This window comes from Devosia sp. WQ 349K1 (genome assembly GCF_016595685.1).
GTDB lineage: Bacteria > Pseudomonadota > Alphaproteobacteria > Rhizobiales > Devosiaceae > Devosia.
Genome location: NZ_JAENGO010000006.1, coordinates 232974 through 250185 on the forward strand (window position 1 = coordinate 232974; position 17212 = coordinate 250185).

Annotated in this window: 12 protein-coding genes; 4 read left to right on the forward strand and 8 right to left on the reverse strand. The window is 56.8% G+C overall.

Features of this window, described 5'->3' with window-relative positions:
- Positions 1-177: 177 nt before the first annotated feature.
- The 7 genes from JHL21_RS13500 to JHL21_RS17915 all read right to left on the reverse strand — a co-directional run bounded on the left by JHL21_RS13500 (position 178) and on the right by JHL21_RS17915 (position 11035).
- Positions 178-1056: a DUF58 domain-containing protein gene (locus tag JHL21_RS13500; protein WP_200214034.1), complete on the reverse strand. Its 879-nt coding sequence runs from the start codon at positions 1054-1056 to the stop codon at positions 178-180.
- Positions 1053-2078 carry a MoxR family ATPase gene (locus JHL21_RS13505; protein WP_200214035.1) on the reverse strand — a complete coding sequence of 342 codons (1026 nt, stop codon included), beginning with the start codon at positions 2076-2078 and terminating at the stop codon, positions 1053-1055. Before JHL21_RS13505 ends, JHL21_RS13500 begins: the two co-directional genes overlap by 4 nt.
- Positions 2079-2134: 56 nt before the next feature.
- A complete protein-coding gene (locus tag JHL21_RS13510) occupies positions 2135-6385 on the reverse strand; it encodes a VWA domain-containing protein (protein WP_200214036.1) in 4251 nt (1416 codons plus the stop codon).
- Positions 6386-6387: 2 nt separating this feature from the next.
- The gene (locus tag JHL21_RS13515) at positions 6388-7863 is read right to left on the reverse strand and encodes a hypothetical protein (protein WP_200214037.1); all 1476 of its coding nucleotides are present in this window, start codon (positions 7861-7863) and stop codon (positions 6388-6390) included.
- The gene (locus JHL21_RS13520; RefSeq protein WP_200214038.1) at positions 7832-8671 is read right to left on the reverse strand and encodes a transporter substrate-binding domain-containing protein; all 840 of its coding nucleotides are present in this window, start codon (positions 8669-8671) and stop codon (positions 7832-7834) included. Before JHL21_RS13520 ends, JHL21_RS13515 begins: the two co-directional genes overlap by 32 nt.
- Positions 8672-8761: 90 nt before the next feature.
- Complete coding sequence (locus tag JHL21_RS13525) at positions 8762-10549, reverse strand: PQQ-binding-like beta-propeller repeat protein (RefSeq protein WP_200214039.1); 1788 nt, start codon at positions 10547-10549, stop codon at positions 8762-8764.
- 60 nt (positions 10550-10609) lie between these two features.
- Positions 10610-11035 carry a c-type cytochrome gene (locus tag JHL21_RS17915; RefSeq protein ID WP_367948196.1) on the reverse strand — a complete coding sequence of 142 codons (426 nt, stop codon included), beginning with the start codon at positions 11033-11035 and terminating at the stop codon, positions 10610-10612.
- Positions 11036-11337: 302 nt separating this feature from the next.
- Here JHL21_RS17915 and JHL21_RS13535 point away from each other — a divergent pair, with 302 nt between their 5' ends.
- From JHL21_RS13535 to JHL21_RS13550, 4 genes are all read left to right on the forward strand, one after another.
- Positions 11338-12339 (forward strand): ABC transporter ATP-binding protein, encoded by a 1002-nt coding sequence (locus JHL21_RS13535; protein ID WP_200214043.1) that lies wholly within the window; start codon positions 11338-11340, stop codon positions 12337-12339.
- 17 nt (positions 12340-12356) lie between these two features.
- The gene (locus tag JHL21_RS13540) at positions 12357-13157 is read left to right on the forward strand and encodes an ABC transporter permease (protein ID WP_200214044.1); all 801 of its coding nucleotides are present in this window, start codon (positions 12357-12359) and stop codon (positions 13155-13157) included.
- A gap of 105 nt (positions 13158-13262) precedes the next feature.
- Complete coding sequence (locus JHL21_RS13545; RefSeq protein ID WP_210338904.1) at positions 13263-14021, forward strand: ABC transporter substrate-binding protein; 759 nt, start codon at positions 13263-13265, stop codon at positions 14019-14021.
- Between the two features lie 8 nt (positions 14022-14029).
- A complete protein-coding gene (locus JHL21_RS13550) occupies positions 14030-14647 on the forward strand; it encodes a hypothetical protein (RefSeq protein ID WP_200214046.1) in 618 nt (205 codons plus the stop codon).
- Positions 14648-15222: 575 nt separating this feature from the next.
- Here JHL21_RS13550 and JHL21_RS13555 read toward each other — a convergent pair.
- The gene (locus JHL21_RS13555; RefSeq protein ID WP_200214048.1) at positions 15223-17190 is read right to left on the reverse strand and encodes an AAA family ATPase; all 1968 of its coding nucleotides are present in this window, start codon (positions 17188-17190) and stop codon (positions 15223-15225) included.
- Positions 17191-17212: the final 22 nt, after the last annotated feature.

The following is a 17212-nucleotide window of genomic DNA, read 5'->3' on the forward strand; positions in this document are numbered from 1 at the left end:
GCTCGCACGCTCACGTCCGCTGCCGACAAACTTCTCACCAAAAGCCGCCATTCCGCTTCCGGCCCCGACGAGGACAATGTATGGTGGCGGGAATAATCTCAGATTAAACTCTCACCATCGAAAATGTTTTCTAGACTCAACATAGGCACAAATTACGAGGGAATGCGTGCCTGGCGCTCAGGAAATTACTCCATTTGACCGTAAAATAGCCAAGAACAATTCGCTCGGAGAGGCGGCATTGGAGACGACACGCACGTATTGCCCGCCTACTGCAACAAACTGCGAACGCAACCACTCAATCCGTTCGGCATGAGCGGCACGGTAGGCCTCTATGGTCAAATCATCCACTACAATGTCGACGACCTCATTGTTCTCGCTGTCCACAAAATGGACCAGTCCCTCGCCTATCAGGGAGGGGTCGCTCTCTTCTGGAGCTTCGATGTGCAGAGCCACAACTTGATGGCCATGTTTTGCCGTCGCGAGCACAACGTTTTCCAGATTGTTTGTCCACCAATCACTAACGACAAGGAGCAGGCTTGCGGGAGGGATCTGATCTGCGATCGCGGCAAGTTCAGTTCCAAATGGTACCATGCCTTCCGCTTCGGCCTCAGCGATCCACGCAAACATTTCCTCTGACTTAGCTAAAGACTGCCAGCGTGGCGACCAACGCTTTTCCTCTGCCGAGACCGTGACGACGCGAACCAGGTCTCCACCGGCCATGCCAATGAAGGCGAGCAGCTGGGTTATCGAGACGGCAAGCTCCCGCTTCTCTGCTCCACCCTCGAGCATAGACTGACTGGTATCGAGAACAATCGTGATCGGCAGCTGACGATCTTCGGCGTAGACACGCACAAAATCCTGCCCAAGCCGTGCTCGCACCCGCGGATCAAGGCGGCGCAGATCGTCGCCTTCTCGATATGGCCGGTGTCCGCCGAATTCGAGCCCCACGCCGTGCACATTGGAAGGCCGTTCGCCAGTGCCAACTGATGGTCTGGACTGGCGCGGCATGAAGCGCGATACCGAAAGACGCTCGAGTAGGACAGGATCGGGCTTCACCCCTTGTGCCTCACGCTTGCCTCGAACAAATCTAGTAGCATCTTGTCGAGACTTGTCCCTGTAGCCCGTCCTTCAAAGTTGATGTGTACCCTGTGGCGTGTTGTAGGGAGCAGCATGGCGCGCAGGTCATCGAAGCTGACATTGTATCGACCAGCAAGGAATGCGTGCCCCTTCGCGGCTAGGACCAGCGCCTGTGCGCCACGAGGGCTTAGACCAAAGCGGAAAAAGCGACGCACTGGGTCCGGCGCCTCGCCCGAATGCGGCTGCGTCATGAGAGTAAACCGTGCCACCGCGTCTCGCACGTGATCAGCCAGAACCACAGACCGGACCAGCTTCTGAATCTCGATAATATCGTCGGCCGACAGCGCCGGCTTGACCCCAACCTTCTCCGTCCCAGTGGTAGCAGCAAGGATATTAGAAAGAGTACTTACAGAAGGGAAAGGCAGGTCCACACGGAGTAAAAACCGGTCGATCTGAGCTTCCGGCAAGACATAGGTACCGTCCATCTCGATGGGGTTTTGGGTGGCAAGTACGAAAAATGGGTCCGGCAGGCGCATGGTGGTGCCCGCCGCGGAAACCGTTTGCTCCTGCATTGCCTCCAGAAGAGCGGACTGGGTCCGAGGCGTAGCGCGGTTGATCTCGTCTGCGAGCAGCATCTGGCTGAAGACGGGGCCCTTCTGAAACGTGAGTTGTGCGTGCCCGGAGAGGTCGGGCTGGAGCACGAGACTACCCGTGATGTCTGCTGGCATGAGATCGGGCGTGAACTGAACGCGCGCAAAAGAGAGGCCGGTGGCATCAGCGATTGTGCGGACCAGAAGGGTCTTGCCCAGCCCTGGCAAGCCTTCAAGCAAAACGTGTCCGCCACAGGACAGCGCAATCACCAGATGCTCAACGGCACTGGACTGCCCAAGGACTACCTTGCTCACCTCGTCAGCGGTGCTTCGTAACCCCGCCACGAGACGACTGATCTCAGCCGCTTCGACCGGCGTACCTGACTGGGGGAGCGGAACGACGTCAGACATCAAATGGATCCTTCGGCAAACAAGGGCTAAAAAATGGATTGGGTCTCATCGCAACATCAACTCCGTCGCGATCGCATAGGCAGGTATCGCAACGCTAGCTCGGCGATGAACAGAGCAAGGGCAATCAACCCCAAAAATGGCATGCCAGGGATCTGCGCCCAGCGGCCCACGCGCAGCATTTCGAAATCGTCGAGCGAGGTCAGTACACGCCCACCAGTCGCTAGAGCCAAGTGCGTGAAATCGTCAGGTTCAGGACTATAGACATCACCATAGCTGATCTCCAGCCGGCCCACATCAGTGGCTTCACCTGTTGATGCCAAGACGCTGTAAGTACCAGGCTCGCTGGCGACGAATGAGCCAACAAATTCTCCGGGCGCGATCTCGACCAGCGGAACGGCCTCAACCACCTCGGTTCCATCTATCGATCTGGTCAACTCAGCTGACACAGCAGCACCAGCGCGCGGCTCGCCTGAAGGCTCCTGAGCGACGAGGTAGACCGTGACTTCGTCGCGCTTGCGGACGAGATCGATAACCAGCCCGTGGTCACGCGATGGGCTGAGGACATTTCGCACAATCTGGCTAAGCATACGTGGATAGGTGCTTCCCGTCAGCGCCTGTTCCGTCCAGCCTCCTGCAGCATGAGTCGTCTGTGCGAAAACCTTGCCGTTGCCGTATCGCCAGCTGGCCAGCAAGGGCATAATCTCACCCTCCTGATCAGGGACCGTGAGCCAGATGTCGGCTTTGTCCTTCGGAGTTGCCAGCACGAACCCGCCAATGGCCGGGAAGATGATCGGGCCAGACAGTAACTCTGAGGCGCGCGGGTCGGTCCATTGCGGTTGCGCTATACCCTTCTCGATAGGGCTTCCGGAGAGAAGCATGGCCTCTTGCGACAGGATGCCAGGTAGCGCTTGAAAATCAGTCGTGGCGTGGAAGCTGCCGCGACCGATATTGGCAATGCGCCTGAGTTCGGTGACGTCAGCGCCGTTTCCGATCGCCACCGAAGAGACCGTGATCCCCTCTATAACAATTGCGTCCATAATGGCGTCGACATTACCCGGCGTGGACAAGCCGTCCGTCATCAGCACGATGTGACGCGCCGGCGCCTCAACGCCCCAAAGCTGGCGCAGCCCTTCGACCAGCCCGGGAACAATGGCAGTGCCGCCGCCAGCATCGACCGTGTCCATTGCCAGAAGGATACCTTCATTAACGGCAGCCGACTGAAGCGGCACCGGCACCAACGCTTGGCTGTCAAAAACCACAACGGCAACCTGGCTGCCCTCGCCCAGAAGTTCGATTGCCGAAAGGGTTGCCTGCTTGGCGATCCCAAGCCGGGTCGTCTCGCTCACCTTCTGGCTCATGCTGCCAGATCGATCGAGTACGAATGCGAGTGCGACTTCGGGGGCTTCGCGCGGAACTTTGCTCGAAAGCGGCGATAGGCGCTCCAATGGAGTCTCAAGATAGCCGCCGGGCCCAAAGCTGTTCTCACCGCCAAAGATGACGAGACCACGCCCGTGCTCGCTCACTGCCCGTTCGATCAGCTCCTGCTGACGCGTATCCAAATCAATGGCCGGGGCGTTCGCAAGAAGTATCGCGTCATAACTGAGATACTCCTCTAGCTGCCAGGGAGCGCGGCGCGACTCGACGGTTGTCACGTCCATCTGGTGGACTGCCAGCAGGTCCGCCAGAGCCTGCGCCTGCTCCAGTTGCGGCGACATTAAAAGGAGCCGCGGTGCAGGCTTATCGCGCGGCGTGTATCGAACGCCGTTGTTCTCAGGGATGTCGTCGTCTACATCAAGGATCAGCGTAACCGTCTCGCCGCTATCGGTTGGGTCTGAAATCGAGGTCTCGATCCGGTTATATCCAGCCTGCAGATCTATCGGCGTCTCGGTCACGACCTCGGCACCATGCTTAATGCGAAGCGTTGCGGATCGTGGTGCAGCGCTAAATGCGAGTGCGGTGAGGGGAATGTCATCGCCAGCAAAAATTCGACCACCTGATTTCACACTCAGCATGGCCACTGCGTCTGGCGTCTCATCACCCATCACGACGTCAACCGCAACCCGTCGCGCGTGAAGCTCTGATATTACCTTGGAGGGATTGCCTATCGATGCGCGGCGCGGAGTAATCAGCACTACTCTACTTGGCTCGCCCGCCGGCAGCATAGCGCTGGCCAGCCGGATGGCCGCTTCAACATTTGCTCCCGAAACCGCGTCGGGCTCAGGCGAAATTTCGCCACCAAGATCGCTGAGCACCGCAGGAGAAGATGAAACGGACACCGCTCCAATTGCGGCGCTGCCCACAATTCCGCTGCCAAGTTGGGTGACAGTACCCTCCGCCCCAACAACGATTACATTTATCGCCTCGGTCCAGTACGGAAGGTCGACATCTAGAATTGTAACGAGGACCACAGCGGCGGTCACCACACACGGCGCGAACTGACCTATTTTGGAAATGACGTTGGGGCGGCGGGTCGCTGTAGTGGGTCTTCTCAGATGCCACCCTGCCTCGACGAGCAGAAGGACTAAAGCGCAGATGAGAAGGGCTTTGGTCCAATCCGTGACGCTAGCCGGCGCGGACGGTTCGGCACTCCCATCGAATGCTCTCGAAACATCCGCGCTCTCTTCGAAGGACATCGCGTTGACCACGATCGTTTCGCCGTCGGCGCCAATGCGATAAATTCCGGGGTAGTCTGGGACAAAAGCAGGCGCTCCACTTTCAGTCTCATCGAGTGCTTGGACCTGGTCAGTTGGCCCCGCAATGATCTGCATGCGCCTCTCGGCGGGAACGGCACACGGCAGACCGACCTGACAGGGCTGCGGCAGTGTCAGCCCGGGCATGGGCCCAAGCCAGTTCACCAGATTTCCAACGAACATCGGAAAATCAACGAGATCTGGCCAATTCGAATTGGCAGGAGCAAATGCGAGACGAAGGTGCCGTCCGTGCTCTGCGTCTCGGACCAGTAGCAGTGTGTCTTCCCCGGCCCGCAAGAGCGGCTGCCAATTCTCATCGCTTGGGAAGCGAACGGCGTGCGAGACCGTCAAAGCGCCGAGATCAATGCCCCGCGTTAGGTGGTGCTCGCCATCCCACCATGACGGTGCCGCCGGCACGAGTGCTTCAGGAGCCAGTTCGTTGGCAAATCGTCCGCCGCCAACAAACAGCACGTTCGTCTCCGGTTCACGCGGCAACACAATGTCATCAGCCACAACCAGACGGAACTGCTCAACACTTTGTGGCAGGCCGTCAGCTTCGAAGAGCTCGGCGCCTTCGATTACTTGTAATGCCTTGAGCAGCGGCGAGTTGCCCGCACCCAGATAGAGTATCTTGAAGGGCACGGGCGTCGTGCGGAACTGGAAGTGTACGGCGTCGTCGAATGGAGCCGAATCTTCCGGCAGGCGAGCCGTGAGAATGCCCGCCTCCGGCGTTTCCAGCCTAACCGAAAACGGTACCCGCTTAACCTCGTCGGTTGACCCTTCCGGCGCTACAATCTCCAGCGTACGCCACAACAGTGGGTCGGAGTTCGATGTCGAAGTGAACTCGATCGTAAGAGTGGTTTTCTCGATGCCCGCAATCAGCACTTCACCGGAAAGGATCTGGCCCACCTTACCGGGTCCGATCTCACCTTCGCGCAATGACGCAATCACTCCGGCGTTGAGAGTGGCAGTACCAAACCGGTAAACAGTGAGTTCAGCAGGCAACCTTGCCAGCATTGCTTCGCCCAGAGAGTCGCCGTCCGTGAAGAGAACGATGCGCGTGGTCTCTCCACCCCGAATAAGTGCCTCTGCATATGTCGCGACCGCGCCCCAGTCAGCCGGCGCAGCGCTTGGCGACATTTGCGCAAGGTACGGTTCAAAGCCACCGCTGGTATGCTCTATTCGTGCAGCGAGAAGGCGGGGCTGGGTCCCGGCACTGATCAGGGAGAAGCTTGCAAGCGCGTGTTCGTTCGTATCTGCTAGCAGCGCTGCGAGACGCGATTTTGCCATCTCAAAGCGTGTGGGCTGAATGTCTTGGGCCTGCATGCTGGCTGAAGCGTCGACCACAACAATCCAGTGCTCACCCTTAGCCCCATTGCTCAAGAATGGGCCTGCCAGAGCGAGGACAAGAGTGGTCAGAATGGCCAATTGCAATAGCAGCGCTACGGACGGCTTTGGCAATTGCCAGTTTGATTTGGCTTTTGAACCGCTGCTGGCAATCGTCTTCCACAACTGCACGCTCGCGACAGTCTTCACCCGCTGGCGACGCGCGTGGAACAAGCCGATGACAACGCCCAATAGGAGCAGTGACAGAAAGGCGGGGGCAGAAAAACCCATGACTACTTTCCACCCGTTGGTGCTGGAAGATCATCGGTGAAATACCGCGCCACAATCCCTCGGTTCCAAGGCTGTACCGCCGTTTGAAAGACGGGTAAAAGTGGCCGCTGTTCCGGTGCTGCTGCGCTCACCACCGTGCCGTCAACTTCAGTATGGGCCGTCTTCGGCGCCACCTCGATGCGAACTAGATTGCCTTGCCCAGGGATGTCAGAGGAAAGGCCCATTTGTGTCCCAATAGAGACGTCTGCCATCTGAGTTGGCTCGCCCTCAAGGTCCTGACTGCCAAGCCCAGCGCTCGCGCTTGCCCCCTCATCGGCATTGAGTGAAGCGCCAGCGGGCGTCGCAGCCATCAGCTTGGCCGGGTCCAAAGCGCGCAGCTCGAAGGGATTGGACGGTGGTGGCGTACCAACGGGTTGGCCTGGCTCTCCCATGATGAGCGGACCAACTGAACCTGCGGCGCCCGCGTTAGCGAGAATATCCTGCAGCGATTCAGCGCTGCGCAGCGCCGGATCGGCGGCATTCGGATCCCATTCGTCAGGTAAGGGCACGCTACCGGTGGGCGAGCTGTTAGCGGCCAGTGACGAAGATATGGCGTGCCGCTCAAGGTTCGCCGAGAGCGCAGCCATGTTGGCGGTGTCTTGAGGAAGCCATCCCGGACGAGATGAACCATAAGCAGACGCTGCATGATCTAGCAGGCCGGCGAGCTTCTCTGCCCGCTCTTGCTGGGACATGTTTGGCTCATCCTGTTGGAACTGCTCAAGGGAATTGGCGACAGCTTCGAGATAGGAACTGTTCCGCCGCTTTGCGTCCGCCTCTATCAATTCTCGAAGTTGGTCGACCTGCTCCGCCGGCAACGCCTCAAGGACTTCCCATTCCGCTGTCTGGGCGGGCGCTGCTGGGAGGTCAAGACGAGATGGCGCCTCTCCCCAGCCGATAACGGCTGCACAAAGGGTCACACTTAGCACAGTCAGTGCGCCAAGCGCGGCTCTTGGCAGACCTACACGCACACGGGAGAGGCCCTCACTGTACCGGACCGCATCGGCCAACAGTGCAGGCCCCAAAGGCCCTAAATTTTTCGACATATCGCCCAACATGGGGCGCGCACTGCTCAAGCGCTCTGCGGTGCCAAGTTGCGTGTCGGCAATGCGCGCCACACGGTCAACATCCGGAATGCGCCAGAATAAAAAGGCTCCAATGGATAGAATAAGAGCGATGCCACACCAGATCAGCAGTCCCACTGGGCGGCTGATGTCGGTAAGCGTCGACCAACTTCCGGTCCAGGCAAGTGCGATGAGTGCTGGCAGCTGCGCTGCGACGACGACAAGCACCGCCTCCCACCGATAGCGCTGCCGCACTTGCTCAAGGCGGGTCACGATTGTCTGACCACTCGTGCGGCTTGTGGTGGGGCTGGATGCCGCGTGTTCGGGCAGCACTGTGTCCGACATTTTAACGCGCGTTGGACGCGAGGCTGGCGGCATAGGTTTCCGCCAGCGTTCCATCCGCTTCAAGCATCTCTATGGCCTGATCGAGCGACGACCGAATGAAGTCGTCGCGCGAGCGCACTGCAATGCCGATCTCACGGTGGGGAAGGCGTACGACGCCATTCGGCACGATCTCCAGCCCAGTCGTGTTCATCAGTTCATGGCTAAACCAGGGCTCCCATACGATAGCTGCCTCAACGGAGTGCTCTCTCAATCGCTCGAACTGCAGGGTCGTGGTGGGATAGGGAATACGCCGGTATCGCTGCGCCTCGGGCTGCGTATCGCGATATGCGTTAAACATAATGTCGCCGCTGGTGAGCGTTTGCGTGGCAACCTTGGCCTGATCCGGAAGCCCGCTAAGGTCTACATATTCGCCCTCGCGCACGACAGTCACATATGGAGCTTTGAGATAGGCGCGGGTCAGGTTCATCCATGGTGGATAGACGCTCGACGCCAGTTCAAGACCCATAAACGCGTCGCACTCGTTGGTCAGCATGAGGAACAGGTCGTCTAGCGAAATTGGGATTGTATCCATTCCCGGGATCACAATCGGGGGTTCTACCTCGTGGAACTCAACATTGAGGAACAGGCTGTCGCCGAGCAATTGACCTACTTTGCGATCGTAGGCGCCGATGGCCGACCCGCCGTAAATACAGAACTTGATAGTGTCGTCATCTAGTAGTGTCTCAGTCCTCAAAAACTCAGATGACAACGATGGAAGATCAAGGCTAATGGCATTAGCCGCATTACACATGCTCGAGAAGCTGGCGATAAGGACCAACTGAGAAACTACACGAAACAGCACGGTAAATCTTTCTAACGCTCTCGGGCATGCCGGACGTCGGATGAAAAAAAGCAGGCGGGATACATCCCGCCTGCGGAACATTAGTTAATGTTAGTTGCTAGCAGTTTTGCCTAGCCCTTCCGGCAGTGCAAAAACATAGAGCATGTTGCCACCGCTAGGGACGCGGATCTCCGGCGTTACAGAAGTGTAGGACAGCGACGAACCGGCCGGGACTGCAACATACTGACGACCATTGGCTTCGTACGAGATCGGGAAACCTGTAGCGCGATTGTTGAGCACCTGCTCCCAGAGCACATCACCTGTGGTAGCGTCGAAGGCGCGCAGACGACGGTTGTCGTCGACAGCGAATACAAGGTTGCCACCAGTGGTTAGTGCAGAGCCGGGGAACCCAGCGCGCTGGTCAAACTGCCACATGATCTCACCGGTCGCGGCGTTGATGGCGGTGAAGCTACCAACATTGCCATCTGCTGCCTCAGCGATCACCGGCTTAGAACGAGCCGAACCGTGGTGTGCGCCAATGCTTGGCTGAACTTCGTTGAGAGTGAAGTCCATGCAAAGGTTGTTCAATGGAGCATAGATGGCATTCGTGTCTGGATTATAAGCTGTCGCCTGCCAGTTGATACCACCGAGCAGATAAGGGCAGACGTAGACTTCTTCGCCGATAACCGAACGCACTTCGGGGTTGACGATACCGATACGCTTCTCAGCATCGACGCCGGTCATGACGTTTTGCTCAACTGTGTTGCGCGCCCAAAGGAAGTCACCAGTTGCCGCATCCAGCGTCCAAACAACGCCTGTCTTGCCCGGAATACCAGTGATGACCTTGCGCTTCACGCCACTTTCAAGACCCGGAGCGATCCAGTTAACTTCATCAGCGTTCGGGATTACGTCTGTCTCAACAATCAATCGAGCAAACGGATGGTCAAGGTCCCACTGCTCGTTCGGCATATGCTGGAAGTACCACTTGATCTCGCCGGTCGAGGCGTCGAGAGCAAGAGTCGAGTTGGTATAAAGTACATCACCGTCGCCACTACCGCGCTGGTCGGTACCCCATGGAATCGGCACTGCGATACCATAATAGAGAGTGTTGCTCTCTGGATCATAAGCGCCCGTATTCCATGCAGAACCGCCGTAACGGCTCTCGACTGGGACGTCTCCCCAAGTTTCGTCGCCGAACTCACCTTCACGCGGAATGGTATAAGTGCGCCACAGTTCCTCCCCGCTGGTTACGTCGTGGGCAGAAATCCAACAGCCACCTGGGTTATAGTGATAGCAACCCGACATGCCCGCAATGATCTTGCCATCGGCGATTACCGGACCACCCGAATAGTGGTGCCCAACCTGCCAATCACCCACCTGATGCTCCCACGCGACCTGACCGGTCTTCACGTCGAGCGCAACGAGGAACGCGTCATGGGTCGCCATGATCAGCTTGTCTTCGTAAAGTACAGCGTTGCGGTTACCGCAGGCCAACGAGGCAGGATGCTCCACAACTTCACGGCGATACTGCCAAAGCAGATCCCCGGTCGTAGAATCTACAGCTTGGGTGAAGTTACAGGCCTGCATAAGGAACATTACGCCATCATGCACAAGAGGCGTGAGTTCCTGTCGACCTGGCTCAAGTGTCCAAGTCCAAGCAAGGGCCATCTGATCAACGTTGTCTGCATTGATCTGATCCAGCGGACTATAGGCCCAGTTCGCATAGTTGCGACGCCACATAGTCCAGTCGCCATCTGCAGGATTTTGCAGGTCTTGTTCAGTGACCGGTGTGTATTTTTCAAGCAATGCGTTGGTTGTCTGTGCAAATGCTGCTGGTGAAAAACTCACCGCTGCCACAACCGAGGCCAGTAGGCTCAGGCCTACATGATGCAGTCTCATTGTAATCTCCTCAAAATTATTGTGTTTTACCCCAAGCACACAATTGCCTTTGCGCCATGGTTATTCAGCAGGCGCTTCAAATATGATCGCCTCTAGAGCAGCCATATCTGAGGGCAATTCAGCATCCCCAGCAGGGGCCTTATTCGTTTCTAGGATCAAAGCCAGCAGTTCAGCGTTCTGCTTCTCTGTCATGCTCCCCGGACTATCAGCCGGCATGCGCTGCAAAGCCTCCATTAGACCACTCATGGGCTTTCCGTTCCAATATGAAGTAAATGCCAAGCCGGACAGCGGCGGCGCGTTGCCACTCCCTTGCAACTTATCGCCATGGCACGACACACATGTACGGGCATAGTTTGACTTCGCCGCGTCAGCTTGCGCCTGCGTAAATACAGGCGTTGCGGTAGTGACCTGCGCCACAGCATCTTGGGCTACGCTGCCCGCAACGATCGTGACCGACAGAGCAAAACCGAACCCCAAGCCCCTCACAGAGCGCTTCAAATAACTAAACAATCAAAATCTCCATCCGAGACACCAGCTAACGCAGCGTAGCGGCCCGTTTTCCGCGCAGAAATAGACGCCAATGCTGCGCCGAACACAGCAGGAACCAAGGGCCAGACTATGTAGCTAGGACAATATGACGCCATAGCACTTTAGTAGTATATTTGAAAAAAATTTTGACGCCATAGCGCTTAAAATGTTTATGCAATAGCGAAATGATCTACTTTCTGCCCAGCGTAGAATCAGCGTCATCAATACTCGCGAACGTGAGCATCGAAGGACAGAATTAGGTGCACTCAGCAGGAAGCGTCAGTGATAAAAGCGCCGTGAGCTTACGTGGGATTACTAAGCGCTATGGGGAGACTCTGGCGCTTGACTCCATCAGCCTCGAAATTGGCGCAAACCAGACTGTAGCGCTACTTGGACCAAATGGTGCAGGCAAGACTACCTTGCTGCACATACTCTGTACCATCCTGACACCAGACAGCGGATCGGCAGAGCTTGCTGGCATTGACCTCCTGCGGCACCCCATGAAAGCGCGTAAGCATCTCGGCGTGGTCTTTCAGGAGCCAAGCCTTGACGACCGGTTGAGTGTCTATGAAAATCTGGACTTCCACGGCCTAGTATATCAGGTTCCGTGGCGGACTAGGCGTAAGCGTATCGATGAAGTTCTGGACTTGGTTGAGTTGAGCGAGTGGCGAAACGAGATCGTTCGGTCCCTTTCAGCGGGTATGAAACGCAGATTGGAAATTGCCCGAGCTCTGATGCATGAATCTCGAGTAATTTTGCTGGACGAACCAACCGTCGGTCTCGATGTGCAGTCCCGGGCACGGATCTGGCAGTACCTTGAAGAACTTCGGCGGACACGGGAATTGACCGTCATCGTAACCACTCACTACATAGAAGAAGTTGAGGGTTTCGATCAGATTTTCATTATCGACAAGGGTTCTGTAATCGCGCAGGGCACTCCGGACTTTCTAAAAAAGTCCCACGGCCAACAATTGCTCCGTTTCACCCCTCGAGATGATAGAGCTGAAGCAGAAATACTGGAACTCTATCCCAATATTACACGCATTCACTCCGGACAATTGCTGCTGCAGTCAGCCGACCCTGAAACGATCGACGGATTTCTGCACCAATTTGGCACGCGCGTTCGCCACCTCGACGTCGATTCCGCCAGTTTAGAAAGTGTCTTCATTGCTTTGACTGGACGAGAACTGCGTGACAAACCGGCGGACGGAAAAGAAAAAGCTCCGACCGCAGGAAATCGTGACAGCAAATTAGCTCGCTAAGCACAGGGGATAACTGCATGGGGCTGCTTGGCGGAATATACGCTATTTGGTTGCGAGAAGTGAAACGGGCGCTACGCGACCGGGGACAGCTGATAGGTGGGATTAGCCGTCCTCTATTGTGGGTACTTATTATGGGGATAGGCCTAAACCCATATTTTCGCGGTGAGGTGTACGGCGAAGTTCAGTTCGTTGTCCCCTACACATATCTCCAGTTTATCTTTCCCGCCGTGATTGTGCTGAACATCATGTATACCTCTGTGCAGTCTGCGGTTTCTTTGATTTGGGACCGACAATTCGGTTTCTTGCGCGAAGTGCTGGTGTCACCCATGCCGCGCAGTGCGGTGCTTTTCGCTAAGATCCTCGGAGGCTCTACTGTGGCCATGATGCATGGCGGCCTTGTCTTGATGCTGGCGCGCTTCGCTGATGTGTCACTGTCTTGGGTTGACCTAACCCACGCGTTAGCTTTGATGTTTATGCTTTCATTCTCACTAACGTCGTTTGGCGTGATTATCGCAAATCGCATCCGAACTTTTGAAGGGTTTGGAGTTTTCTCAAACGCCGTAATTCTTCCTCTTTACTTTACATCAAGCTCGGTCTTTCCACTTGATCCTTCACTGACCCGCGCGCAAACTCGTGTCGTCTACCCCGAATGGCTGGTGAGTTTAGTCGAAATAAACCCACTCACCTACGCCAACGATGCCTTGCGCGGGGTAATCCTGAACTTCAACCAGTTCAATCCGTTTTTGGGCCCACTCGTCCTTGCGGCAATGGCTTTGGTGTTCTTTGGTATTGCGCTGTGGGAGTTTAGAAAGGCTTGACCGGTGTCCATGCATGCCAAACTCGCCAAGAGGACCGGGTCAAGAATGAAATCGAACAGAACAGTTCGGCGAGACTTGCTAAGTCTCATTTTGATTTTTGGCCTCATGGCCTTCATCGCAACGTTGCCCGCTGACACTTCGCTGGAAGAGGTGCAACGAACAGGCAACTTGAAAGTCTGCATCCCGCACAGCTACCCCTCTCTTGTCACCACTGATGGCGAAAATCCCGGCTATGATGTTAGCCTGCTTGAAGAGCTGGCGAAGCGCTTAGACTTACGCATAACTCTGACGCGGATTTCCCAGATGGGTCGAGATTTTAATCCGCGAAATTGGCGCGTAACACGCGCACAGTGCGAAATATTGGCGGGAGGCGTAGTAAGTTCGCTAACCACAAAGTCGTTTCTGGAAACGCTTAGCACGGATGTGAAAACAGGTTGGGCCGTGGTCCTCAAACCCGGAGCCGTCTTGGAGGCAGATACGCAGATAGGAGTTCTTCCCGGCCTGGGCGGGCTCGACCGTCTTGGATTAAGCAATTATCTGCGTGCCAATGGAGCACAAGGCATACTCCGGCCAAACCTTGAGGCGCTTGAGGCGGGGTTGCTCAATGACGAGTTTGACGCCGTTGTGACAGAAGCTCTGGGGGCTGGACAGTTGGTGAAGCGCCATCCGGAGTGGCGCGTCGCTTGGCTCGGGAATACTCTCGATCGCTTTGACTTGGGCATTGGCCTTTGGAAGGGAGATTTGACTCTCAAGCGGGCTGTAGTTGACGCGCTACGATCGATGCAGACCGACGGAACGCTAGAATCCCTTCGTCATCGGTATGGGATTATACCTATTGATATGACCGCAGACTTCGGTGCGTAGGACGAGTTATGGCCCTTCTAAATCAACTAACCATCACGCTTATTTTCACCCGGTTGTTGGGTGCCCTGGTGGTGATCGGTGTACACGGCTTCCTTCTAGCCGCTTGCTTGCGGCTGTTAGGAGACAAGACCGCCCAGTACACCGGCCGGCTAACCCCTAACCCCGCATCACACGCCTCCTTACTGGCCCTCGTCACCGCTTTAGTCGCGCAAATGCTCTGGATCAATCCGATTAAAATTCGGCCAGAAAATCTGCGCTGGGGGCGTTGGTCCCTCGTACTCGCCGCTTTCTGCGCACTGTTAGGAACGTTGGCAATCGTCCCCAGCCTATACATGCTCCACCCTCTTGTCCTAGCGTCTGCGCCCCGTGGCCTTGCACTGAGTATTGTGAACACCTTAGTGCATGTCGCGGACATGGCGGTTTGGTTCGTAGCGTTGAACTGGCTACCCATTCCGTTGATGACTGGCTCACTACTGGCTTTCGCCGTCTTCCCCTCGCTGCACGACCACTTTGCTCGCCTACAAGACTTATTTAAAGGCCTACTCGTGGTACTGATTATCGCCGGTGTTCTGGATCCAGCAATTCGCCCAATCCATGACTGGATCGCAGCTCAAGTAATACGGTGAAATTTTGGTGCTGAAGCGGTCCCCAGCTCAACGCCTATTGAGATGGCTTAGATTGTTCGACAACAATCACCGGAAGAAAGCCATCAAGTGCATTCCGCACCAACCGAATTGTCCAATCATGGCCATTCATACACCTGCAAGCAGATAGTCCGGTTCTCACGATTTTTCATGCAAAGAAAACTGTCCGCTTCCGCCCCCTACCCTGCCACTTCAGGAAGTCTAGGACCGGAATGTCTGCTTACCCGGAGGCAGCCGCCAAAAGCAGTCAGTCCCCTATCGGCCCCTAATCCGCCGTAAAATGAAATGTCGGACGCTGCGCCAGCACCAGCTCCACCTGCCCCAGTCGCCTAGCGAGTTCAGCTTAGCGCTCTTGGGCTTGGGGCAATACCAGATCACGCGCCTCCTCCTCCTGATGGCGCCCCCGAGCATGCTGATAGTGATTGAGAGGAGTGCAGCTTTGCTGGCATTTGCGATGAGTGTTTCGTGCTCGGGACTGATCGCCCGAGCACGCAGGCACAGCTTCTTCGTAGACATCCGGTCGTAGGCGACGATGTGGATTGCGTCGGCGTCCGTGATCAAACTCTCCCCGACGGTAAGGAAGCGACCATGTCCCCATCGGCGTTCGAATACTCGATAGTTTCGAACGGCTCGTTGATCTCGGTGAGAAGAAGTTCAGCGAGCCGCTCGCCGGTTACCACACGGTCGACCAGCAGAGCTTCGACAAGCTTGCCGATATCGTCGCGGCGACGGTCGACGATTTCGCAGGCTTGCTCTAGTAGCCGGTCTGTTTCGGCACCGATGCGCGCCCAGAACGTGGTGCCCTGATAGTGTCGCAGGTCAGTGTTGCTCGGTGTGGTCAGTGAACCATAGAGCCCGAGTTCGAGCATCGCCGAACGCAGCAAGCTGTTGACGGCCTCGAGGTCGTTAGCCGCGCCTGCATGGGCACCACCACCCAGTACCATGTCGGCTGCGCGCCCAGCCAACATCAGTGTGGCGGTTCGCTCAACCAAATCGCGGGTCAGCAACGTGTGATCTGGCTTGGTATGAACCCAGCCTCCTACGTCGCCGGAGCCGATGATAGAGATTTCCAGCACCGGCACGCCAAGCTCATGGGCGACAATGGCATGGCCTGCCTCGTGCAGCGCAACAGCACGGTCCATCTGCGGCGAACGCAGACTTGGCGGTGCAATTTGGGCGATAAGGTCGCTCAGTGCCAGAGCACGTTTCTGAGCTGCAGCCGTGGCGAAAGCACCCTCGCACCAACTCTCGATTTGAGCTGGGGTAGCTCCGGATGAGAGGCGCGCTAAGATGCAGATGCCCTCAGCCGTAATGCGATCGCCCAAGACCTTACGGAACATAGCCCGACGCTCATCCCCGTCAGGCAGCAGCACGCTGACGCGACGCTCGAGGCGCCCGGGGCGAATGAGAGCAGAATCTAGCTTCCCAAAATGATTGGTGGCGGCGATCAGAAGCACTGGTCGACCGGATTTGCGCACGCGGTCGATCTCGGTGAGGACGAAGTTGATGACCGGCGTCCACCAAGAGGCGTCATCTCGCCCCATAGTCGCCCTATTCGGCAAAGCATCGATCTCGTCAATGAGCCCCACGACCGGCCCTTTGTTTAGAGCAAGCTCGTCAAAGAACTTTCTTGCGGCACGGATGACATCACCGAGATGGCCACCGGATTCGGCAAACCACGCTCCGACAGAAGAGCTGTTAAATGTCCATCCGGCAGAAACCGCGAGGGCAGCAGCAACCGTTGTCTTACCGGTTCCAGGCGGGCCCTCAAGGCAAGTATGACGCAAGGCGGCAGCGTCCAGCTCGCCATTGGCCACTTTACCCATCAGATTGACGGTGTCCTGCGCCCAGTCCGCAACAACCTTGGTCAGGGCGAGGTCTTTGAGGGAAACGGCGATGTTGGCGTCCGACGGCGTCCTCCGCGCAGCAACAGCGCGGCGCAGGTTCGCGAGGCATTCCTGCGGCGAGAGCTTGGGACGAATTGCCGTAGTGAAATCGGTAGTCCCCAAGCCTTCAATATCAGCTGGCGTGAGGCCACGGACCCGCTTGCCGGTGACCAAAAATATGGTTTTGCGGATGACGGCGACATTAGGCGCACCAACCTCAATGACGGCATCCGCGCCGTTCAAAGCTTCCGGAACGAGGTATCGACCCGGATCCTGGGAGATTAGGATCACTGTGCGGCCAAATTCGAGGCCAGCAAGCTTTGTGCTGTCGCGCGGTTCCGACTTGCCGCCACTTTTGGCCAGTGCGTTGACCGCTTCCACCATCATGCCCTGCCGGAATCGGCTCAGATAGCGCGCGAGTAACTCTGCACCGGCACTATCCACCGTTCTGATAAGGATCAGGCGTGGCGGGGATGCCATGAGACGACGCTGGGGCGGTGTGAGGACAGCGTCGAGCATGGTTTCAGCCAAGGCGTCGCTGGTGCGGAGCGGGCGTTTGGTCTCAGGGGAATTGTCGGTTGGGCAGTCATTGTCGTCATCAACCGAGGGCGCACGATTTGCGAGGTTATGAAGGGACATAAAAGGTCTCCCGGGCAGCGGC

Excerpts from the sequence above, each read along its gene's own strand:
- JHL21_RS13505 (WP_200214035.1), bottom strand. The coding sequence starts at position 2,078 with ATGTCTGACGTCGTTCCGCTCCCCCAGTCAGGTACGCCGGTCGAAGCG.
- JHL21_RS13510 (WP_200214036.1), bottom strand. The coding sequence starts at position 6,385 with ATGGGTTTTTCTGCCCCCGCCTTTCTGTCACTGCTCCTATTGGGCGTT.
- JHL21_RS13515 (WP_200214037.1), bottom strand. The coding sequence starts at position 7,863 with ATGCCGCCAGCCTCGCGTCCAACGCGCGTTAAAATGTCGGACACAGTG.
- JHL21_RS13525 (WP_200214039.1), bottom strand. The coding sequence starts at position 10,549 with ATGAGACTGCATCATGTAGGCCTGAGCCTACTGGCCTCGGTTGTGGCA.
- JHL21_RS13540 (WP_200214044.1), top strand. The coding sequence starts at position 12,357 with ATGGGGCTGCTTGGCGGAATATACGCTATTTGGTTGCGAGAAGTGAAA.
- JHL21_RS13545 (WP_210338904.1), top strand. The coding sequence starts at position 13,263 with ATGGCCTTCATCGCAACGTTGCCCGCTGACACTTCGCTGGAAGAGGTG.
- JHL21_RS13550 (WP_200214046.1), top strand. The coding sequence starts at position 14,030 with ATGGCCCTTCTAAATCAACTAACCATCACGCTTATTTTCACCCGGTTG.
- JHL21_RS13555 (WP_200214048.1), bottom strand. The coding sequence starts at position 17,190 with ATGTCCCTTCATAACCTCGCAAATCGTGCGCCCTCGGTTGATGACGAC.